Here is a 20,601-nt window from a genome sequence, read left to right as displayed (position 1 = left end):
ATGACCCTGCGCCGGTCATGATCGCGCGATGATGGCAATCCGTCCGACGGTCCTGATCCTAGTCCGCCTGGCTCTCGTCGCCTTCTCTCCGTTGCCAGCGACGGCGCTCGAGAATCCGCCTCCCGGCTTCGTGCGGCTGCGCGAGATCGCGCCGGGCATCGCACAGGACATCCGCTACGCCACGCCCTTCAACTTTACCGCCGCGCCGGTTGCGGGCTATGGCCGGGCCGAATGCGTGCTGACGCGCGCGGCTGGCGAGGCATTGGCGCGGGTCGAGGCCCGGCTGCGCCCGCGCGGCTATGGCCTGAAACTGTTCGACTGTTATCGGCCGGCCCGCGCCGTCGCCGCGTTTATGATCTGGGGCAAGGACAGGGCGGCGGCCGATCTCAGGGGAATCTTCCATCCCGATGTCGCCAAGGCCGATCTGGTGGCGCGCGGCTTCATCGCGGCGATGTCGAGTCATTCGCGCGGCTCGACCGTCGATGTCGGGTTGATCGGCCTCGGCGCGCCGGCCTTGCCGACGCCGGCAAAGGGCGGGCGCTGCGATGGACCGTTCTCACAGCGCCCGGCCGAGTCGGACCTCGATCTCGGCACCAGCTTCGACTGCTTTTCCGAGAGGAGCGCGGGCGCTTATCGCGGCGTCGGAGCCGACGCCCTCAGTCATCGCGAGATCCTGCGCGACGCGATGAAAGCCGAGGGCTTTGCCGGCTACAGCAAGGAATGGTGGCATTTCACGCTGGCCGGGGAGCCTTTCCCCAGGACGATCTTCGATTTTCCGATCGAGTGATACTCGTCAGGGCGCGACCACCAGCGCCCAGTAGACCTGGTATTTCGAGCCCGGCGCATAGGCCGTGGCGATGCCCATGCGGGTCGCGCCCGGCGTCTTCATGACGCGGTCGTGCTGGGGCGAATCACGCCAGCCCGAAAACGCCTCCGCCATGCGGCGGTAGCCCGCCGAGAGATTGACCTCCGCGCCGCGCTGGCCCTGGCTTTCGAGTCGGCTTTTCACTGCGTCCGCCGATCCCGGCCTGTCGATGGCGGCCATGGCGGCCGCCTCCGCTTCGGCCGCCTGCATCAATCCGGAATCGAGCCTGAGCGCCGCCAGCCCGTGATTGAGACGATAGGCCGAGATGGTGGCGCGCGCAGCCTCGGCGTCGACCCGTGCGGACGCAGAGCCGAGGTCGCGATAGAAGGCGGGCTGGCCCGCGCGCGGGGCCTCCGTGCAGCCGGCGAGGTTGAAGACGGCGAGCGCGCCGGCGATCACGGCTGGGCAGGTCATGGAGTGCGCCCTGGCTTCGCCGAACTTGTAGAGAGACATCGCTTCATTCCTTGCTGTCATCCTTGAGCGGATTCTTCTCGATCTCCGGCTCGGGCGCTGTTTTTTCGGGAGCCGGATCGGGCTGGACCTCTTCGGTGGGCTCGGCCGAACGACGGGCTGTGATCTTTGACTTCGCCGGCCTGGCGCGCGTCTGGAAACCATGCGCCACGGAATCAGACAGGCTGGAGAGCGAGTGCTCGATGCCCTCCAGCCCCTTGACGGTCAGTTCGGCCCCGGCCGCAGCGGGCTCCATCTCGGCGAGGCGCTTGTGGATGACGTAGTTGAGGTCGCTGGTGACGCGGCCGACGATATCGACGTCGCCGACGACGCAGACGAGGTCGAAATCCATCGTCGTGGTGCCGATCTTCTTGAACAGCACCGACGGTGGCGGCTTCGGCATCGCGTCGCCATGCGCGGCGGCGGTCTCGGCGAGCATGGCGCGGACGGCGGTGGGGTCGAGCGTGCGCGGCACCGAGATCGAGATCAGCACGCGGCCGGTGCGGTCGGTACGGACACGGTTGCGCACGACGCCGGAGACGAGGTTGGAGTTCGGCACGATCACCGAGGAGCGATCGAAGGTCTCGATCTCGGTCGAGCGGACATTGATCTTCTTGACGATGCCCTCCGCGTCGCCGACCACGACCTGGTCGCCGACGCGGATCGGCCGCTCCCAGAGCAGGATCAGCCCGGAGACGAAGTTCGACACCACCGATTGCAGGCCAAAACCGATACCGACCGAAAGAGCGCTGGCGACCAGCGTCAGCCTCTCCAGGCTGAGGCCGAGCGAGGAGAAGCCGATCGCCACGGCCGCGACATAGCCGAGATAGCCCGCCGCCGTGGTGATTGAGTTCCGCAGGCCCCGGTCGAGCTGCGTCGTCGGCAGGAACTTGTCGTCGAGCCAGCCCTGAAAATAGCGCGTCGCGGTGAGCCCGAGCCCGAAGAGCAGGCCGGCCAGAATGATCGAGGACAGCGAGACCGTGACGCCGCCAACCTGGAAGCCGAAGAAGGCCGCCCGCAGCGAGGACAGGAAATCGGCCGATTCGAGCCCCCATGGCGCGAGCGCCAACATGATCGCGACGATGATCAGGATGAGCTTCAGCAGCCCGGTCCCAACTACGGCGATCTTGTGCAGCGTCGCGGCGCGAATGCCGATGCCGGCCTTCATGGTCAGCGCGAAGCGGCCCTTGCCGGTCAGCGCCTGGGTGATGCCGAGCTCGATCAGCTGGTAGACCAGCACGAACATGCTGGCGAGGATGCCGATCCAGAGCACCTGCTCGGTCAGGAAAGTGGCGAAGACGACGTAGCCGGAAAGCGCCGCAAGGGCGATGACGAGTGCGACGACCCAGCCGAGAATGCGGACGGGTGCGAGACTTGCGCCGTCGACCGGGACATAGGGGCCAAGGCAGGCCTCCTCCTCGACCTCGTCGTCGTCGCGCAGCTGGTAGAGGCCGGCGATCAGCGTCAGCGCGAAGATGATGGCGAGGATGCCGCGCACGATGATCGAGACGGCCAGCCCCGCCGCGATCGCCTGCAGCCAGGCCTCCATGACCTTGCCGACCGACATCACCAGCGCGAGCGAACTGGCGATCCAGACGACGATGCGCGCCGTCGAGTCGAGCACGCTGACGAGCCGACGCTGCGGCTTTCCTGGCGCAAACAGCGCGTCCGCCAGCGCCTGGATGAAGGCGAAGATCGCAAGCCCGACCACGGCGGCCCAGACCACGGGCTGGATACGCGGCGGCAGCAGGCCTGCGGTGTTGAGGGCGGAGTAGATCAGCCAGCTCGCCAGCGCCGGCGGGGCTGCGCCGGCGACGACATGGGCGAGCGCGACGTAAAGACAGCGCAGGCTGCCGGCGTCCTCGGTCGCGCCGACGCGCTCGCGGAAGCGCGGCATGTAACGGGCACGAATGACGTAAAGCAGGATCGCGCCAATGAAGGCCAGCGCCACCAGAATGCCGCGCGCACCCGAGAGCGCATCACCGACGACGGAAAGCCAGCCGCCGAAGATATAGCCGGAGGCGCGCAGATCTTCCCGCAGCGTCGTCAGGGCGTTGGCCCAGAGATCGGGGCTCAGGATCGTCGGGCCCGGCGCGAAGAGCGCCTTGGCGAAGAGATCGCGACGTCTGTCGCTGATGCCGGTCTGCAATTGCTCGGCCTGAAGCAGTCCGGCGCGGGCGATCTTCATCGTCTCGTCGGCTTCGGCGAAGGCCTTGGTCCGCGCGTCGCGCTCTCGTGCGACGTCGGCGCTTTCGGGCGTGGCCTTGGCGTCCGGAGCAGGGCCGAGCTGGTCGAGCCTCAGTTTCGCCTGTTCGAGGCGCGGGCCTTGCTCGTCGACGAGATCGCGGAGTTGTCCGAGCAGAGGCTGTATGCGTTGCCGCTGCCGCTGCAGATCGCTGTCGCTCGGGTTCGGGCTGGCGAGGGTCGTCTCGATCTGGGTCAGTTCGAGACGCAAGCCGTCGAGCTTTGCTCGCGCCGGAGTCGGCGTCTGTGCCAGAGCCTGCGTCCAGCCCAACAGCGTCAACAGCAGCGCGACCACCAGCCCCGCCCAACCGAGACCGGGCGAGCGGCACTTTCGTGACCTGGATTCTGCCGCGGCAATGGAATGAGAGCGCTGCCCGCCCGTGCTCGCAACCATTCCTGTCGGGCCTCGCTGGGGGTGATTCGCCGGGAATTCGACCCTCGCCCCATGGGCGGCTTCAAGGCAAGGCGACGAGGAAAAATGCGCTGCGGACGGCAATGGCTGGACCTTGTGCGGGAAAGAGCGCGACCGGAGCGCCGGCTATCACATTGCCGTGATGGCCGGGGCCGGTTTGGCCGGCTCGTGGGGGGCTTTTCAACGACAAACGGGACGCGATCATGGCGTCGAGGCGGCAAATTCGGTGTTTAGGGGTTCCGCTAGTCTCTGCCTGGCCGGCGGCTTACTTTTGGCGGCGAAGCGATCCGAGTGCGTTCATGGACACGTAAGCGCTGGCGGGCCGGCGCTTTTCGAGTTTCAATCTCGTCCAATCCAAAATTGGGCGCCCGTCGGTTGGATAGGCGCGTGATTCCGGCGAGGCGCGTCCGCACTCTCGCTGTCCTTCTCATAGCGACCCGGGAGGTTTGCGGTGGCGAAGCTTAACGTGAACGGCAAGATGATCGACGTGGCGGTGTCAGACGACACGCCGCTGCTCTGGGTGATCCGCGAACAGATCGGCCTCACCGGAACGAAGTATGGCTGCGGCGTCGCCCAGTGCGGAGCCTGCACCGTCCATATCGACGGCGTCGCGACCCGCACCTGCGTGTTGCCGGTGAATGCGGTGACGGCCGAGCAGAAGATCGTGACGATCGAGGGTCTGTCGCCGGACGGCAACCATCCCGTCCAGCAGGCCTGGATCAAGCACGACGTGCCGCAATGCGGTTTTTGCCAGAGCGGCATGATCATGGCGACCGCCGCGCTGCTGCAGGCCAATCCCAAGGCGACGGAAGCCGACATCGCCAACGAGATCACGAATATCTGCCGCTGCGGCACCTATGCCCGCGTCAAGACCGCGATCCTCGACGTCGTCGCCAGCGGCACGCTCGGCCGCGGCTGAGCTTAGCCCGTTTCGCCTCTTCTCCCGCGAGGTCGAGCGCGCAGGTCCCAAACGGTCCTTCGCCTCCCACGCGTCCACAGCAAGATCCGGAGGACGACATGACATCCGCCTCGACAGCCCAATCCGCCACGACCCTGTCCCGACGCAGCCTGCTGGCGGGTTCCGCCGCAGCGGCCGGCGCCTTCAGCTTCGGTTTCGCCATTCCGTTTTCGGGCGAGGCCCTGGCGCAGGCCCAGACCGCCGTGCCCGAGATCAACGCCTGGGTCGTGGTCCATCCCGACGACAAGGTGGTGGTCCGCATCGTCCGCTCCGAGATGGGGCAGGGCACGCTGACCGGCCTAGCCCAGCTCGTCGCGGAGGAGCTGAACTGCGACTGGTCGAAGGTCACGACCGAATATCCGACGCCGGGCCAGAGCGTGGCGCGCAACCGGGTCTGGGGCAATTTCTCCACCGGCGGCAGCCGCGGCATCCGCGAATCGAACGACTATGTCCGCAAGGGCGGCGCGGCGGCCCGGATGATGCTGATCCAGGCGGCGGCGAATGAGTGGAAGGTGCCGGCCGCCGAGTGCTCGGCCGAGAAGAGCGTGATCACACACAAGGCCTCCGGCCGCTCGCTGCGCTATGGCGAGGTCGCCGCCGCCGCGGCGAAGATCGAAGCGCCCAAGGACATCGTGCTGAAGGACCCGAAGGACTGGACGATCGCCGGCAAGCCGCTGCCCCGGCTCGACACCGCCGACAAGACCAACGGCAAGAAGATCTACGGCATGGATCTGAAGATGCCGGGCATGCTGCTGGCCGCGATCAAGGACTGCCCGGTCTTCGGCGGCAAGGTGAAAAGCTTCGACGCCGCCAAGATCAAGGATATGCCCGGCGTCAAGCATGTGCTTGCTGTCGGCGACAGCGGCGTCGCCGTCGTCGGTGAAACCTGGTGGCAGGCCAAGACTGCGCTGGAGGCGCTGCCGATCGTCTGGGACGAGGGCGAGAACGCCAAGGTCTCCAGCGCAAGCCTCGCGGCCTGGCTGAAGGAGGGGCTCGACGCCCCGACCGCCGTGGTTGGCAACCAGAACGGCGACGTCAAGGCTGCGATCGCCGGAGCGGCCAAGACCGTCGAGGCGGTCTATTCCTACCCGTTCCAGAACCACGCCACGATGGAGACCATGAACGCCACGGCGCTCTGGACGCCGGAGAAATGCGAGGTCTGGACGCCGACGCAGAACGGCGAGGCGGCGCTCGCCGCCACCTCCGAGGCTGCCGGCCTGCCCCTGGCGAAATGCGAAGCCTACAAGATCGATCTCGGCGGCGGCTTCGGCCGGCGCGGTGCGACGCAGGACTGGGTCCGGCAGGTCGTGGCGATCGCCAAGCAGATCCCCGGCACACCGGTCAAGCTGATCTGGTCGCGCGAAGAGGACATGACCCATGGCCGCTATCACCCGCTGACGCAGTGCAAGATGGTCGGCGCCTTCGACAAGGACAACAATCTGACCGGGCTGCACATGCGCATCTCCGGCCAGTCGATCGTGGCCGGCCTGTTCCCGCAGACGATCCAGAACGGGCGTGATCCGGCGGTGTTCCAGGGGCTGAACGCACCCGGCCCGGAGGCCTCGATCGGCTATGGCGTCCCAAACCTGCTGATCGATCATGCGATGCGCAACCCGCATGTGCCGCCGGGTTTCTGGCGTGGCGTGAACCTCAACCAGAACACGATCTATCTCGAATCCTTCATGGACGAGCTGGCGCATGCGGTGGGCAAGGATCCGCTCGAATTCCGCCGGGCGCTGATGAAAAATCACCCCAAGCATCTCGCGGTGCTGAACGCGGTGGCCGAGAAGGCCGGCTGGGGCAGCAAGCTGCCCGATGGCGTCTATCGCGGCATCTGCCAGACCATGGGCTTCGGCTCCTATGTCGCGGCGGTCGCCGAGGTTTCCGTGAGTGCGGACGGCAAGCTCAAGATTCACCGCATCGTCGCTGCGACCGATCCCGGTCATGCGGTCAACCCGGCGCAGATCGCGCGGCAGGTCGAAGGGTCCTTCGTCTACGGGCTGTCGGCTTCGCTTTATGGCGAGATCACCATCAAGGACGGCCGTGTCGAGCAGGAGAACTTCGACACCTACGAGGTGATGAAGCTCGAGGCGATGCCGGCCGTCGAGACCGTGATCGTACCTTCGGGCGGGTTCTGGGGCGGCGTCGGCGAGCCGACGATCGCGGTCGCGGCGCCTGCCGTGCTGAACGCGATCTTCGCCGCGACCGGCAAGCGCATCCGCAACCTGCCGCTGAAGAATGCCGATCTTCGCAAGGCGTAAGCGGGATACGGCGAGGGAGGTGTCGCGTCTTGTCATTGCCGGCGCGCTGCTCGGCGCTTTTTGGCCTGGCGGTGGCGCGGCGCTGGCGCTCGAACGCTATGAAGTCGTCGGCGATGCGATCCCTCGTCCGCTCGGCGACCTCTCCGGGCAAACGCAGCGCGGCGAGGCCGTGGTGCGGGATCGCGAGCGCGGCAATTGCCTGATCTGCCATCAGGGCGCCGATCCGTCGGAGCCCTTCCAGGGGTCGATCGGCCCGCCGCTCAAGGGGGTGGGGCTTCGTCTCGATGCAGGCCAGATCCGCCTGAGATTGGTCGATTCCGCGATACTGAACCCGCAAACCGTGATGCCGCCCTATTTCCGCACGGAAAACCTGCATGATGTCGCCCCGCAATACCGGGGGAAGCCGGGCCTGTCGGCCCAGGAGATCGAGGATGTCGTCAGCTATCTCGCCTCGCTCAAAACATTCTGAGCTGCGTGGCCCCAGCCGACGCGATGCGATCGCAGGCGCCGCGGCGACGCTCGGTCTGGCTGCGATGCCTGCAGCCGCGCATGCCGCCGCGCCGCCTGCCCTGTCGGAATTCGTCGCGCGCCTGACCGAGGGCGCAATCCCCGAGCGCGGCAGGATAACCTTCGAGATTCCCGCGCTGGTCGAGAACGGCAATTCGGTCGATGTGCGGATCCTCATCGAGAGCCCAATGACCCAGGCCGACCATGTCGCCTGGATTCACCTGATCGCCGAAAAGAACCCGTTTCCCGACGTGGCGCGGTTTCATCTTGGCCCGCGCGCCGGCCGCGCCGAGGTCGCCACCACGATCCGGCTTGGAGCCTCGCAGACCGTGACGGCGGTCGCGGGCCTGAGCGGCGGCGGCTTCGTGATGGCCGAGGCCGATGTCGTGGTGACGCTGAGCGCCTGCATCGACGGCGGTTGAGGAGGCAAGCCATGTTCAACGCCCGCATCACCATGCCGTCGGAGGCGCGCGCCGGCGACATCGTCATGATCAAGGTGCTGACGCGCCATCCGATGGATCGCGGCGGCCAGTCCGACGGCAAGGGCGGCACCGTGCCGCGCCAGATCCTGAACCGCCTGACGGCGACCTATGCCGGCGAACAGGTTTTCCGGCTGGACATGCATACCGGCATCGCCGCCAACCCGTTTGTCTCCTTCACCACCCGCGCTGTAGCGACCGGCGACATCGTCTTCGAATGGCGTGAGGATGGCGGTGCGACCTTCACCCGCACCGCAAGACTGACCGTGACGTGAGCGCGTCGCGCCTGTCTTCCCGTGTTGCGATCGGGCTGGCGCTGCTGGTGCTGGCGACATGGCCGGCGCTGGCCGAGATCAAGTCCGGCAGTGAATTCCTCTCGCCCGAGATGCGCCGGCAGCAGGCCGACGAGACGCGCAATCCGGCCTGGTTCTGGGTCGAGCAGGGCGAGGAGCTGTTCAGCCGCAAACCCGAGGGCAGCGCGGCGTGCGTCTCCTGCCATGCCCAGCCGCAGCAGAGCCTGCGCGGCGCGGCGACGCGCTATCCGCAGGTCGATGCCGCCAGCGGCAAGCTTCTCAATCTCGAAGGACGGATCGAGCAATGCCGCGTCGAGCGGCAAAAGCAGCCGGCTTTCGGCTATGAGAGCGCCGAGCTTCTCGGCATGACCGCCTATATCGCTTCGCTCTCGCGCGGCATGCCGGTCGATGTCGCGACAGGCGGTCCGGCCCAGCCCTTCTACGAGGCCGGCAAGGCTTTCTTCGAGCGGCGGCAGGGTCAGATCAACCTGTCCTGCCAGCAATGCCATGACGGGCTCGTCGGCCAGAAGCTGCGCGGCGACACCGTCAGCCATGGCGCCGGTACGGGCTATCCGGCCTATCGGCTGGAGTGGAACACCGTCGGCTCGCTGCACCGGCGTCTGCGCGCCTGCTCTCTCGGCGTCCGGGCGACACAGTTCGACTACGGTTCGCCGGAATATCTGGCGCTGGAACTCTATCTGGCCGGCCGGGCAAAGGGGCTGCCGGTCGAGACGCCGGGGATCAGGCGATGACGGAACTCAGGGCTTGCCCTTCTTCGGCTTAGCCCTGTTCTCGTAGCTCGCATTGCCGAGGCCGGTGCCGATCGTCAGCACGGCCCAATGCGCGACGTCCTGCATGTCGGGCATTGCACTCAGGCCCTGGATCACGGCGTCGTTGTGCATCACGACCTGTGTCTCGTGCTTGCCGATCTGCGGCACCATCTCGCGAATGCTCTCGACGAGGTTGAAGCGGCTGCTCTCCCAATTGCCGGGCAGGTTCTGCGCGCCGCGGTCGATCGAGCCGTCGGGTTCAATCAGGCCGGGGCAACCGACGCCGATGAAGGGGGCGACGCGCAGGCCCGCCTTTTCGGCGTTTTTGATCTGCTCCTTCAGCATCTTCCCCAACCGCTTGATCGCCTCGTCGCGGCCGGGTTCGTCGTCGGCGTGCCGCCAGAGCTCGGATTCCCAGATTCGGGCCCTGGCGAGGTCCGGCGCCTTGTCCTGGCGCAGTTCGACGATGCCGGCGCGGATATTCGAGCCGCCGATATCGACCGCGACGAGGCTGTCATAGGCCTCGAAGATCCATTTCGGCGCGAGATGGGCCGAGCCGACGAGCCCGGCCTCGTCTGGGTGGTGCCGCACCGGTCGGAGGTCGATTTCATGGCCATCGGTGCTGAGGATGATGCCGGCGCGGCCGATCGCAAGTTCGCCGATGCGGCTGTCGCGAAAGCCGCCGCCGACGACGATGCGCTCGACCGGGGCCCAGGACTTCAGCTTGACGAAGCGGCGGATCACGAAGGCGAGCGACTGGGCAAAGCCCTCGATGGCGCTGAGTACGAGCGCCGCCTCGTGGGGATCGCCATCCATGAGCAGCGCGTCGAGTGATTTCTTGCTGATCGAGGCGGTGTCGCCCTCGAGCGGGTCACTGCCGCTCCTGCGCAGATGCTGACGCAACGCGTCGAGATGGTCGATGAAGGCGCCTCGGCTCGCCTTGTCTCCAACGAAGCCGTCCTGATCGCGAATTTCGAGATTGTAGCTGGTGACGGTCACCGACGGGAGTTCGGCCGCGCCATGAACACCTTGTGTCCGGATTTTCTCAGCGGTCGCCGCGCCCATGTCCAGTGCTCTCCTCCATGCCGATAGTGCAGGAACCCCGCGACGGCAGGTCGGGTTCCGGCCGCTCCGGAACGTGATCGCGCGAGCTCATGCGCATTGCGTTGGCGGACTGCGCGCAGGCATGGCTTGACCGTGGCTCGGGAAGCCCGCCCCATGAGGTGTGCGCTGGGAGCGCCGGGGAGTGGGTGGCCGCGCCAACGTGCTAGGGCTGCCGCAAGGGGCGGGATGCTGGAATTTCTGATCCGCGCGGCCGTGATCGGCATCGGCGCGACATTGCTGCTCGATATCTGGGCGCAGCTTCTCAAGCGCATTGTCGCGTGGCCTGCGCCGAACTGGGCGATGCCCGGGCGGTGGGTCGCGCATCTGCCGCGCGGGGTCTTCGTCCATGACGATATCGGCAAGGCCGAACCGGTCGCCAACGAACTCGCGATCGGCTGGGTCTTCCACTACGCCGTCGGCATCCTGTTCGCAGCCGCATTGCTGGCGATCTGGGGGCTGGGCTGGGCCTATAACCCCACATTCATGCCGGCGCTGATCGTCGGTCTCGTCACGGTCGGCTGCGGCTGGTTCATCCTGCAGCCGGGCACCGGGGCTGGCATCGCCGCGTCCAAGAAAGCCAACGCCTGGCAGATCCGGGCGATGAACATCGTCGGGCACATCGTCTTCGCCATCGGCCTCTACTGCACGGCGCTGCTGACGAAATGAGGCCGCTCAGTCGAGAACGCGCGTCTCGTAGGCATACAGCCTGCGATAGCCGAGACTTTCGTAGAGCCTGATCGCGACCGCATTGGTCTGGTCGACCTGGAGATAGGCGTGGGCGCAGTCCTGGACCTTGGCCCAGGACATCAGCCCCGCGACCAGGCGACGGCCGAGCCCATGGCCGCGATGGCCTTCGTCGACGATGATCGAGCCGATCTCGGCCATGCCGCGCTCGGCGACGCTCATGCCATAGGCGACAGGCTCTCCGGCGATCAGCATCGTCGCGAAGGCCGCCGGCAGGCGCACCTTCTCGACGATCGCCGCAAGGTGGTCGACATTGGTCTTGTTGCCGCTCTGGCGCGCGGCGACCCCGGCGATCCAGTCCTGGCTCGGTCCAGCCTCGATCTGGAACTCGGCCTCGAAATCCGGCTCGACCGCGTCGAGGCTGCCGAGCATGCCGAAGGAGGCGTCCTTGACGCGATAGCCGCGCGCCAGCACGGCGGCCCTCGTCGCCTCGGCGACGAGCGGCGTCAGGCGGATGCAGGGCGGCAGCCCGTCGGCGCGATAGAGTTCCTCGATCAGGGCGAGCATCGTCTCGTCGAGTTCCGCACCGTGCCTGAGCGGTGTGGCGGCGTTGGCGCGGCCGGAATAGCCGTTGGCGAAGCGCAGCATCCAGTCGCCCATCAGCAGCGTCGAGACCGCCGGCCAGGCGTTGACGATGCGCCGCTCGCATTCGAGCGCGAGGCGCAGGTCTTCAGCGTCGATGGCGGCCATCATGCGCCCTCCGGCTTGCGCGGCGTCGGGCGCCAGCCCGGCTGCGCCATCTCAAAACCCGCAAAGGCAAAGCCCGGCGCGACCGTGCAGCCGACCAGCGTCCAGGCGCCGAGCGAGGTCGCGCTCTGCCACCAGCCGGCGGGCACCATGATCTGCGGACGCTGGCCGGTTCGCAGGTCGGTGCCGAGATGGTGGGCCGACGCGTCATGGCCGTTGGGCGAGAGGCTGATCACCATGGGCGCGCCCGCATAATGGTGCCAGATCTCGGCGGCGTCGACGCGATGCCATTCCGAGGTCTCGCCGACATCGAGCAGATAATAGATCGCCGTCGAGAAGCCGCGCCCCTCGGGGCCGGCCTCGTCGCGGAAGGTCTCGCGATAATGCCCGCCTTCGGGATGAGGCTTCAGGTCGAGCAGGCGGATCACCTCCGCCGCGCTCAGGCCGGTCAACGATGCGCTCATGCGTCCGGCTCACACACAAATGGTTGGAGCATGATGTCGCCCGAAAACCGGTTCCCACTTTTCGGCATCATGCCCTAGAACCTGTTCTTGGCTTCGCGCAGCGCTGCAAAAACCTCGCCGGCCGGTTTGCCGTTGAGGCCGACGGCGGCGGCGAGCGCACCTTCTCCGGCCCGGAAGAATGGATTTGTCGCCTTCTCCTCGCCGACCGTCGTCAGCGCCCAGAACAGTCCTTCCGCCTTCGCGGCCTCGGCTTTTGCGAAACGGGTCTGAAGCGCCGGGTTGGCGGGATCCATCGCGATGGCGAAGCGCGCATTGGACAGAGTGTAGTCATGGCCGCCGACGAGGCGGACATCGTCGGGCAAAGCCATGATGCGCGAGAGCGAGGTCCACATCGCCGCCATCTGGCCGGGCTGGACGCGGCCGCAACCCATGACGAAGACGACGTCGCCGACGAGCGCGATCTTGGAATCCTTGCCGGCGAAGGTCAGGTGGCCGGCGGAATGGCCCGGCGTGTGCCAGATCTCGAAGCTCGACCCGCCAAGCGCGACAGTGTCGCCTTCGCCCACGACACGATCGAGCGGGGCGGAGCCTTCCGCATCGGCGGGGCCGCAGACAAAGGCGCCTGTCGCCTCCTTCAACTCGGCGACGCCCTGGGTATGGTCGGAATGGGCGTGGGTGATGAAGATGTCGCTGATCGACCAGCCCCTGGCCTTCGCCGCCGTCATGACCTCGCCGGCGTCGGGCACATCGACCGCCGCGCAGGCTTTCGTCTCGGGGTCGAAGAGCAGCGCGCCGGCATTGTCGCTGAGCGTGCGGAAGACGTGCAGGTCGAGGGGCATGGCTGGCTCCGGAGCGCGAATGGCGAGTGGCGAATAACGAATGGCGGGCTGCGACGCCAGCCCGGTCAGGCTGAAGGGATTGCACAGAGACGTCCACTCGCCATTCGCACCCTTGCGCCACGGCCCGTCGCATCACATCTTCGCGGCCCATGCCCATCGACGTCGTTGACCTGCGCGCCTTCTATGCCAGCCCGCTCGGCCATGTCGCGCGACGCTTCATTGGACAGGCCATGCTGCGCTTCTGGCCCGATTGCGGCCGCCAGCGCGTGCTCGGCCTCGGGTTCGCGACGCCCTATCTTTCCGTACTGGGCGTCGGCTCCGAGCGCGTGCTCGCTTTCATGCCGGCGGCCCAGGGCGTGGTGAACTGGCCCTCCGACGGTCCCTCGGCCTCGGCGCTGGTCGAGCCGACGCTGCTGCCCTTGTCGACCGCTTCGATCGACCGAGTCGTGCTGGTTCATGCGCTGGAGGAGACGGAAAGCCCCGACGATCTGCTGGAGGAGGTGTCGCGCGTGCTGTCGCCCGGCGGGCGCATGCTCGTCGTTGTGCCCAATCGCCGCGGACTCTGGGCGAGGATGGACGGCACGCCGTTCGGCCATGGCCGGCCCTTCAGCCGCTCGCAATTGGAATCGCTGATGCGGGCTGCGGAATTCTCGCCCGAGAACTGGGCAGAGGCGCTTTATGTGCCGCCTGTGAAGCGTCGCCTGTTGATGCGCTCGGCTGCCGCCTGGGAACGGGCCGGCGCGGGGTTGTCGCTGCCTTTTGCCGGCGTGCACATCATCGACGCGACCAAGCAGTTCTACCGGCGCGCGCCGTTGCGCGCGACACGGCGCAGCTTCGCGTTCCGGCCGATCCTGCTGCCACAACCGACGCCGACGCCCCGGATCGCAGAGTCTGTGAGAGATGGCGCCTCGGGTTGACAACTGTCTCGGCGCGCGGCCAAGGTCCGCCGCTTTTCGCGGCCTCGGTTCCCTCTCAAACGCATATGCGCGGGCCCAATGGGCGGCACTGAACTGGATGATGATGCGAAGCTATCTGGATTTCGAGAAGCCGGTCGCCGAATTCGAGGCGAAGGCGGACGAGTTGCGCGCGCTTGAGGCGAAGGGCGAGGGCTATGCGCTGGGCGACGAGATCGGCAAGCTCGACGCCAAGGCGAGCCAGGCGCTGAAGGACCTCTACGCCGCGCTGACGCCGTGGCAGAAAACGCTGGTCGCGCGCCATCCGCAGCGTCCCCATTTCAAGGACTACTGCGCTGCGCTCGTGACCGAGTTCACGCCGCTCGCCGGCGACCGCGCCTTCGGCGAGGACGAGGCGATCGTCGGCGGCTTTGCCCGCTTTCGCGGCGAGGCCGTCTGCGTCATCGGTCAGGAAAAGGGCGATTCGACCGAGACCCGCATCCGGCACAATTTCGGCATGCCCAAGCCCGAGGGCTATCGCAAGGCGGTGCGCCTGATGGAACTGGCCGACCGTTTCGGGCTGCCCGTGCTGAGCTTCATCGACACGGCTGGCGCCTATCCCGGCATCGAGGCCGAGGAGCGCGGCCAGGCGGAGGCGATCGCGCGGTCGACGGAGGCCTGTCTCGGCCTGCGCACGCCCAGCGTCGCGCTCGTCATCGGGGAGGGCGGCTCAGGTGGAGCGATCGCGATCGCGGCGGCCAGCCGTGTCATGATGCTGGAGCATGCGATCTATTCGGTGATCTCGCCGGAAGGCGCGGCCTCGATCCTCTGGCGCGACACCGCCCGGGCGCAGGACGCCGCGACCGGCATGAAGATCACCGCGCAGGACCTGCTGAAATTCGGCGTGATCGACCGGATCGTGACCGAGCCGACGGGCGGGGCGCATCGCGATCCGCAGGCCGCGATCATGCGCGCAGGCGACGCCATCGCCTCGGCCCTGTCGGATTTCGCCGGCGTCGGAGCCGACGACATCGTGAAGCGCCGCGCCGAGAAGTTTCTCGCGATCGGCCGGAATCTCTGAGAAATCTGGGATCGAACGCTTTGTCTTGCGGGCGCTGGGTGACTGTTGCGCCAGCACGCATCTCGGCGGTGAAAGACTTCGTTGACCATATGGCCAACGCAAATGGCCCTGTGGTAAGGAACCCTCAAGGCTAATGCTTCTACAACCGTGCAGGCGGCACAATTTGGCCGTGTTGCAAAGTCAGAACGTCGCGCTTGCGCCGACCGACGATGGGATTGACGACGTGGCATTCAAGCAACTCGCGCTCGTGGCATTTGTTGCATTGTCCCTGGGCGCCTGTGAGGAGGACCGTTATCGCGGCTCCGCCCGGCACAACATCCCGATCCCCTCGGCGACCTATACGCTGATGGCCGAGAAGGGCATGAGCAAGGATCAGCCGATCCTGATCCGGTCCTACAAGAAGGAATCGGAGCTCGAGATCTGGAAGCGCAAGCCCAACGGGCAGTATGCGCTGCTGAAGACTTATCCCATGTGCCGCTGGTCGGGCCAGCTCGGGCCGAAGGTCCGCGAGGGTGACCGGATGGCGCCGGAAGGTTTCTACGCCATCACGCCGGCGCAGATGAACCCGAACTCGGCCTATTACGTCTCGTTCAACATGGGCTATCCCAACGCCTATGACCGCTCCTATGGCCGCACCGGCGCGCATCTGATGGTGCATGGCGCCTGCTCCTCGGCCGGCTGCTATTCGATGACAGACGACCAGATCGGCGAGATCTACGCGCTGATGCGCGAGGCGCAGAATGCCGGGCAGAAATCCGTGCAGATGCAGGCTCTTCCCTTCCGCATGAACGCCGAAAACCTCGCCAGGCATCGGCTCGATTCCAACATCGCCTTCTGGAAGAACCTGAAGGAAGGCACGGATTATTTCGAGGTCACGGGCGATGAGCCGCCGGTTTCGGTCTCGGGTGGGCGCTATGTCTTCAGCACGCCCGGCTCGGATTCGTCCGTGGCCCAGGCCGTGCAGCACAAGCGTCAGCAGGATGATATCCAGGTCGCCGCGCTCGTCGCCAAGGGCACGCCTGCGATCAAGCTTCTCTATGACGATGGCGACAGCCACAGCTCGTTCAAACGTGCGCTCGCCGCCAATGGGTCGGATTCGCTGAACCGCACGGCGACCTGGGCCTCGCGGGATGTCGGCGTGAGCCGGCCCGATGCGATCTCCAGCGGGCCGCGCGTCGTCGTGCTCGACAATTCGGGCAAGCCGAAGACGACGGTTCGGGCCGAATCGTCCGACCATGACGCCGTGCTTGCCGCGATCGCGGCTGCGCCGGCGCAGAACGAGGCAGAGACCACCACGGCGAGCCTTGCCGCCAAGCCGTCGGCGCCAGGCAAGCCCAGCGCTGCGACGCAGGTCGCCAAGGTCGTTCCCGGTGCGGCCTCGCCTGCGCCGATCGTCGCGAGTGTGGCGCCGACGCCTGCCACCGAACAGCCGGCCGGCGCACCGTTCTACCAGCGCGCGTTCAGCTTCGTGCCGTTGATCGGTGGTTCGTCATCCCCGCCGAGCACGACCGAGGGTTCGACTGCGGTCGCCTCCAGCGTGCCATCCTCGCCGACCAGCATCCTTGCGCCGCTGCCGCCGCGGCGCGCCAGCGGCCTGCGCACGACGCAGCTCGAACAGCCCGCCGCCGCCTATGCGAGCCAGTCGCTGACGCGCTGATGGGTTGTGCCGGGCGTCATGTGCCCGGCATGCGTGACGTAAATATCACATCGCCTCGGTTTGTCGGCTACGCCTGTTTCGAAGGCGTCGAAACCAGGCGGCTATAAGCTTTTTGCCTGCGCAGCAGGCAAGTTGCTGAAAAGCTCGTCTTGCCGATCTGGGCGAACCACTGGCTTCATCATGTCGAAAGCGCGGCAGCTTGCGCGCAGATTCGAACGCATGACGGAGCTGATGATGGTGCTCGATTTCTCCCGTTATTCCCTGGCCGGCGCGGCGGTTTCACTGGCTGTGCTTTGCGGCTCCGCCCAAGCGGCCGACCTGCCGAGCAAGAAGGGCGCTCCGGTCGCCCCGATCCCGCCCGCGATCACCTGGTTTGACGTCGCCGTCACCATCAAGGCGACGACGGACTATAACTTCCGTGGCATTTCGCAGAGCGACCGCAAGCCCGCCATCCAGGGCGGCGCCGAGCTGCAGTTTTACGACAACCTGTTCTACGCTGGCGTCTGGGCCTCGAGCGTCGATCTCGCCACCAACCCCCCGGCGGAAATCGACTTCACCGCCGGTATCCGGCCGAAGTTCGGCCCGGTCACCTTCGATCTCGGCGTGATCCAGTACTATTATCCCACGGAGCGCCGGTTCATCGACAATCTCGGCGCAATCTGGACGCCGAAGAACACCGACTTCCTCGAACTCGCCGGCAAGGTCTCCTACAACTGGGAGGACAAGCTGACGGTCGGCGCCAATGCGTTCTATTCGTGGAACTGGCTGGGCACAGGCGCGGACGCGACCTACATCTCCGCCACCGCCAAGTACAACCTGCCCTTCCTCGAAGGCCTGGCGGTTTCGGGCGAGTTTGGCCGCTACTGGCTCGGGACGACCAACACCAACATCGCCTTCCCCGTCGCGATCCGGCTGCCCGACTACAACTACTGGAATGTCGGTCTGTCCTACACCTACAAGAACCTGACGGCGGATGTGCGCTATCACGACACCAACCTGTCGAAGTCGAACTGCTTCCTTCTGACCTCGGACCCGTCGGGCATCGCCCGTGGCAATGCCGGCGGCGGCTTCACCTCGAAGTGGTGCAACCCGACCGTGGTCGGCTCGCTCTCCTTCGACATCACCGCCAGCAGCCTCGGCATCTTCGCGCCGAAGTAAGCATCGCCTGATCGGATACGAATGCGAAAGGCCGCTCTCGCGAGCGGCCTTTTTCGTTGTGCGAGCCACGCGAAAGGTGGCGGGCTCAGTCTTCGAGCGATTTGGCGACGCGGCGCATCATCTCGCCGACGGCGTTGCACTCCTCGTCGCTGAGCACCGTCATCATCGCCTCGATGCGCACGACATGGATCGCCATGGCCTGCCGCGTGACCGCCTCGCCGGCCGGCGTCAGCCAGAGCCGGCGCACGCGGCGGTCGGCCTCGTCGTTGCGGCGTTCGACCAGATCGCGCCGTTCGAGCTCCGGCAACAGCATGCTCATGGCGCTGCGCCCGACGAGGAGCTTCTCGGCGAGCGCCTGCTGCGTCAGCCCGGGCGCATGGAAGATGTTGGCCAGCACGTCGTAATGGGCGAGCTGGATGCCGAGCGGGACGAGCGCCTCGCCGAAGACCTTCTTCCAGAGCTGATGCACGCGCGCGACCGCGATCCAGTTGTGGAAGCGCGGCAGATCCCAGGGCAGCACCTGCCGCTCGGGTTTCGTCGCGTCGGAACCCGGCAATTCAGCCTCTTGCTTTTTGTTCATGGTTGAACATAATTGTTCAGCGATGAACAGAATCGAGGTCGCGCCATGGCTGTCACCGCACTCCGTCTGCTCCGGCCGCTTGTCGCGGTCTCCAGTTTCGTGGCGCCTGCCATCACCGGCCGGCTCGCCTTCAAGGCTTTCTGTACCCCGCCCCGTCGCAAGCAGGGAGCCAATCGCGGCGACGCGGTCAAGTCCGTCGTGGCGCGGCTGGCTCAGGCGCAGACAATTTCGGTGCCATTTCCCTGCGGCTCGGTCGCGGCTTATCTGTTCGAGCCTCCGGGCGAGGCGGAGACCGAAGCGCCGCGACGGACGGTCATCCTGCTGCATGGCTGGACCGGCGAAGCCGCCTTTATGACCGCCTTCGTCGCGCCGCTGCTGATGGCGGGCTTTCGCGTCGTGGCCTATGACCTGCCGGCCCATGGCGGTTCGACCGGCAGCGAACTCAACATTCCGATCGGAGTTGCGAGCCTGACGTCGGTCGCTCGCGCCTTCGCGCCGGTGCATGCGATCGTGACGCATTCCTTCGGCGGCTCGATCGCGATGGCTGCGCTCGCGCGCACGGTGCCGGGCCAGCCCGCCGTCCGGGCGGCACGGCTGGCGATGATTTCGGCTCCGGCCTCGATGCAGATGGTCTCGCGGCATTTCGGCGCGACGATCGGGCTCGGTGCGCGTGGTCAGGCGGCGATGGAGCGACGCATCCACGTGGTCGCTGGCGCGCCGGTGACGGCGTTCGAAGGCGCAAGCCAGCTTGCCGTGATCGCCCGACCAACGCTGGTAGTGCATTGCCGCAACGACAAGGAGGTCGGCTTCGAGCATGCGCAGGCGCTGGCGGCCGCCGGTCCTTTCGTCACGCTCGCGGCCATGAGCGGGCTCGGCCACCGGCGCATCCTGCAGGCGCGCAGTGTTGTCGAGACTGTGACGCGCTTCGTCGTCGACTAGCGGCGTTCAGATCCAGCCCATCAGCTCGCGCTGGACCACCTCGGTGATGACCCGCATGCCTTCGTCGGAATCGTTCAGGCAGGGCAGATAGGCGAAACGCTCGCCGCCATTGTGCATGAAAATCTCGCGGTTCTCGACATCGAGTTCCTCAAGCGTCTCCAGACAATCGGCCGAGAAGCCGGGCGCGACGATGGCGAGCGATTTCGTGCCGGCCTTGGCCAGCGCCTCGACCGTCTGGTCGGTATAGGGCTGAAGCCATTCGGCCGGACCGAAGCGGGACTGGAAGGTCAGGCGGAAGCGCTCCTTGGAAAGGCCGAGCTCGTCGCGCAGCAGCCGGTACGTCTTGGCGCATTGGCAGTGATAGGGATCGCCCTTGAGCAGATATTCCCTCGGCATGCCGTGGAACGAGCACAGGATGATGTCGGGCTCGAAATCGAGTTTGGCGAGTTCGCCGCGCATCGAATCCGCCAGCGCCCGGATATAGACGGGGTCGTCGTGATAGGGTGGCGCGACGCGCACCGCGGGCTGCCAGCGCATCTCCATCAGGGCGCGAAAGGCGTGGTCGCAGGCCGTCGCCGAGGTCGGCGCGGCATATTGCGGATAGAGCGGCACCAGCAGGATACGGTCGCAGCCCTGGTCGAGTAGCGCCTGGATGCGGCTCTTCACGTCTGGGAAGCCGTAGCGCATCGCCCAGTCGAAGACGACGCGCTCGCCGGTCAGGGGCCCCAGGCGCTGCGCCAGTTGTTCGGTCTGCGAGCGCGTGATCGTCTTGAGCGGCCCCTCATTGCGCTCATTGTTCCAGATGGAGGCGTAGTCCTTGCCCTTGCGGCCGGGCCGCGTCGTCAGGATCACCAGATTCAGCAGCGGCCACCAGATCCAGCGCGTGGTCTCGATGACACGACGGTCGGAGAGAAATTCTTTCAGATAGGCCCGCATCGGCCAGTAGTCGGTGCCTTCGGGCGTGCCGAGATTCATCAGCAGCACGCCGATGCGCCCGGCGCGGATGCGCGGATGGTCGCCCGGCAACTTGACGGCGCGCATGTCGGTCGCGGCGGAACTGGTCTCGACTGTCATGGTCGCGCGCTTTCCTTTACTCGTGATTTAGACAAGTTCCGGCTTTCGTCCAGTGATTAGGGCTGGCGGAGATCGGGGTGCGACAATGGCGAACACGCGCGTGCGCGCCCCGGTCCTGCGTTGTGCTGGCCAGTGGGGTGCG

General features: G+C 66.6%; 21 protein-coding genes. 13 read left to right on the top strand and 8 right to left on the bottom strand.

From position 1 onward, the window contains the following. Positions 1-28 precede the first annotated feature (28 nt). Positions 29-787: a M15 family metallopeptidase gene (locus AC1DZY_RS03055; protein WP_476818575.1), complete on the top strand. Its 759-nt coding sequence runs from the start codon at positions 29-31 to the stop codon at positions 785-787. A 6-nt stretch (positions 788-793) separates the two neighbouring features. Here the strand turns inward: AC1DZY_RS03055 and AC1DZY_RS03050 are convergent, their stop codons facing one another. Together AC1DZY_RS03050 and AC1DZY_RS03045 are read right to left on the bottom strand one after the other, a co-directional pair. Then, positions 794-1,318 (bottom strand): CAP domain-containing protein, encoded by a 525-nt coding sequence (locus AC1DZY_RS03050; protein WP_476818574.1) that lies wholly within the window; start codon positions 1,316-1,318, stop codon positions 794-796. A 4-nt stretch (positions 1,319-1,322) separates the two neighbouring features. Beyond that, complete coding sequence (locus tag AC1DZY_RS03045; RefSeq protein WP_476818573.1) at positions 1,323-3,854, bottom strand: DUF3772 domain-containing protein; 2,532 nt, start codon at positions 3,852-3,854, stop codon at positions 1,323-1,325. Between the two features lie 568 nt (positions 3,855-4,422). Here AC1DZY_RS03045 and AC1DZY_RS03040 point away from each other — a divergent pair. From AC1DZY_RS03040 to soxA, 6 genes are all read left to right on the top strand, one after another. Beyond that, the gene (locus tag AC1DZY_RS03040; protein ID WP_476818572.1) at positions 4,423-4,890 is read left to right on the top strand and encodes a (2Fe-2S)-binding protein; all 468 of its coding nucleotides are present in this window, start codon (positions 4,423-4,425) and stop codon (positions 4,888-4,890) included. A gap of 98 nt (positions 4,891-4,988) precedes the next feature. Next, positions 4,989-7,190 (top strand): xanthine dehydrogenase family protein molybdopterin-binding subunit, encoded by a 2,202-nt coding sequence (locus AC1DZY_RS03035; RefSeq protein ID WP_476818571.1) that lies wholly within the window; start codon positions 4,989-4,991, stop codon positions 7,188-7,190. Positions 7,191-7,209: 19 nt separating this feature from the next. Further along, positions 7,210-7,659 (top strand): sulfur oxidation c-type cytochrome SoxX, encoded by a 450-nt coding sequence (soxX, locus tag AC1DZY_RS03030; RefSeq protein ID WP_476818570.1) that lies wholly within the window; start codon positions 7,210-7,212, stop codon positions 7,657-7,659. A 64-nt stretch (positions 7,660-7,723) separates the two neighbouring features. Beyond that, on the top strand, positions 7,724-8,119 hold the full coding sequence (locus AC1DZY_RS03025) for a thiosulfate oxidation carrier protein SoxY (protein ID WP_476818569.1): 396 nt from the start codon (positions 7,724-7,726) through the stop codon (positions 8,117-8,119). 11 nt (positions 8,120-8,130) lie between these two features. Then, on the top strand, positions 8,131-8,451 hold the full coding sequence (locus tag AC1DZY_RS03020; RefSeq protein WP_476818568.1) for a thiosulfate oxidation carrier complex protein SoxZ: 321 nt from the start codon (positions 8,131-8,133) through the stop codon (positions 8,449-8,451). Continuing rightward, entirely contained in the window at positions 8,448-9,221 is a 774-nt protein-coding gene (soxA, locus tag AC1DZY_RS03015; RefSeq protein WP_476818567.1) for a sulfur oxidation c-type cytochrome SoxA, read from the top strand. Before AC1DZY_RS03020 ends, soxA begins: the two co-directional genes overlap by 4 nt. Positions 9,222-9,227: 6 nt before the next feature. On the opposite strand, the gene AC1DZY_RS03010 is transcribed toward soxA, so the two are convergent. Then, positions 9,228-10,304, bottom strand: a complete 1,077-nt coding sequence (locus tag AC1DZY_RS03010; protein ID WP_476818566.1) for an ROK family protein — start codon at positions 10,302-10,304, stop codon at positions 9,228-9,230. 225 nt (positions 10,305-10,529) lie between these two features. On the opposite strand from AC1DZY_RS03010, the gene AC1DZY_RS03005 reads away from it, so the two are divergent. Next, positions 10,530-11,009 carry a DUF2938 domain-containing protein gene (locus tag AC1DZY_RS03005; RefSeq protein WP_476818565.1) on the top strand — a complete coding sequence of 160 codons (480 nt, stop codon included), beginning with the start codon at positions 10,530-10,532 and terminating at the stop codon, positions 11,007-11,009. 6 nt (positions 11,010-11,015) lie between these two features. Here the strand turns inward: AC1DZY_RS03005 and AC1DZY_RS03000 are convergent, their stop codons facing one another. From AC1DZY_RS03000 to gloB, 3 genes are all read right to left on the bottom strand, one after another. Then, positions 11,016-11,780 carry a GNAT family N-acetyltransferase gene (locus AC1DZY_RS03000; protein ID WP_476818564.1) on the bottom strand — a complete coding sequence of 255 codons (765 nt, stop codon included), beginning with the start codon at positions 11,778-11,780 and terminating at the stop codon, positions 11,016-11,018. Continuing rightward, positions 11,777-12,238 carry a cupin domain-containing protein gene (locus AC1DZY_RS02995; protein ID WP_476818563.1) on the bottom strand — a complete coding sequence of 154 codons (462 nt, stop codon included), beginning with the start codon at positions 12,236-12,238 and terminating at the stop codon, positions 11,777-11,779. Before AC1DZY_RS02995 ends, AC1DZY_RS03000 begins: the two co-directional genes overlap by 4 nt. A 74-nt stretch (positions 12,239-12,312) precedes the next feature. Further along, positions 12,313-13,077, bottom strand: coding sequence for a hydroxyacylglutathione hydrolase (gene gloB / locus AC1DZY_RS02990; RefSeq protein ID WP_476818562.1), 765 nt, complete (start codon positions 13,075-13,077; stop codon positions 12,313-12,315). Between the two features lie 149 nt (positions 13,078-13,226). Between gloB and AC1DZY_RS02985 the strand changes: the two genes are divergently transcribed. The 4 genes from AC1DZY_RS02985 to AC1DZY_RS02970 all read left to right on the top strand — a co-directional run bounded on the left by AC1DZY_RS02985 (position 13,227) and on the right by AC1DZY_RS02970 (position 17,866). After that, the gene (locus AC1DZY_RS02985; protein WP_476818561.1) at positions 13,227-13,994 is read left to right on the top strand and encodes a class I SAM-dependent methyltransferase; all 768 of its coding nucleotides are present in this window, start codon (positions 13,227-13,229) and stop codon (positions 13,992-13,994) included. A 103-nt stretch (positions 13,995-14,097) separates the two neighbouring features. Beyond that, entirely contained in the window at positions 14,098-15,051 is a 954-nt protein-coding gene (locus tag AC1DZY_RS02980) for an acetyl-CoA carboxylase carboxyltransferase subunit alpha (protein WP_476818794.1), read from the top strand. A gap of 223 nt (positions 15,052-15,274) precedes the next feature. Beyond that, positions 15,275-16,708 (top strand): L,D-transpeptidase family protein, encoded by a 1,434-nt coding sequence (locus AC1DZY_RS02975; RefSeq protein ID WP_476818560.1) that lies wholly within the window; start codon positions 15,275-15,277, stop codon positions 16,706-16,708. A gap of 219 nt (positions 16,709-16,927) precedes the next feature. After that, positions 16,928-17,866 (top strand): TorF family putative porin, encoded by a 939-nt coding sequence (locus AC1DZY_RS02970; protein ID WP_476818559.1) that lies wholly within the window; start codon positions 16,928-16,930, stop codon positions 17,864-17,866. A gap of 85 nt (positions 17,867-17,951) precedes the next feature. On the opposite strand, the gene AC1DZY_RS02965 is transcribed toward AC1DZY_RS02970, so the two are convergent. Further along, a complete protein-coding gene (locus AC1DZY_RS02965; protein ID WP_476818558.1) occupies positions 17,952-18,446 on the bottom strand; it encodes a MarR family winged helix-turn-helix transcriptional regulator in 495 nt (164 codons plus the stop codon). A gap of 45 nt (positions 18,447-18,491) precedes the next feature. Here AC1DZY_RS02965 and AC1DZY_RS02960 point away from each other — a divergent pair, with 45 nt between their 5' ends. Then, positions 18,492-19,385 (top strand): alpha/beta fold hydrolase, encoded by an 894-nt coding sequence (locus AC1DZY_RS02960; RefSeq protein WP_476818557.1) that lies wholly within the window; start codon positions 18,492-18,494, stop codon positions 19,383-19,385. A 6-nt stretch (positions 19,386-19,391) separates the two neighbouring features. Here the strand turns inward: AC1DZY_RS02960 and hemH are convergent, their stop codons facing one another. Then, a complete protein-coding gene (gene hemH / locus AC1DZY_RS02955) occupies positions 19,392-20,459 on the bottom strand; it encodes a ferrochelatase (RefSeq protein ID WP_476818556.1) in 1,068 nt (355 codons plus the stop codon). Positions 20,460-20,601 lie beyond the last annotated feature (142 nt).

It is taken from the genome of Allobosea sp. P2_A10 (assembly GCF_056405115.1).
The sequence above is the reverse complement of the archived record's forward strand: the minus strand, read 5'-3'. Positions and strand labels throughout refer to the sequence as shown.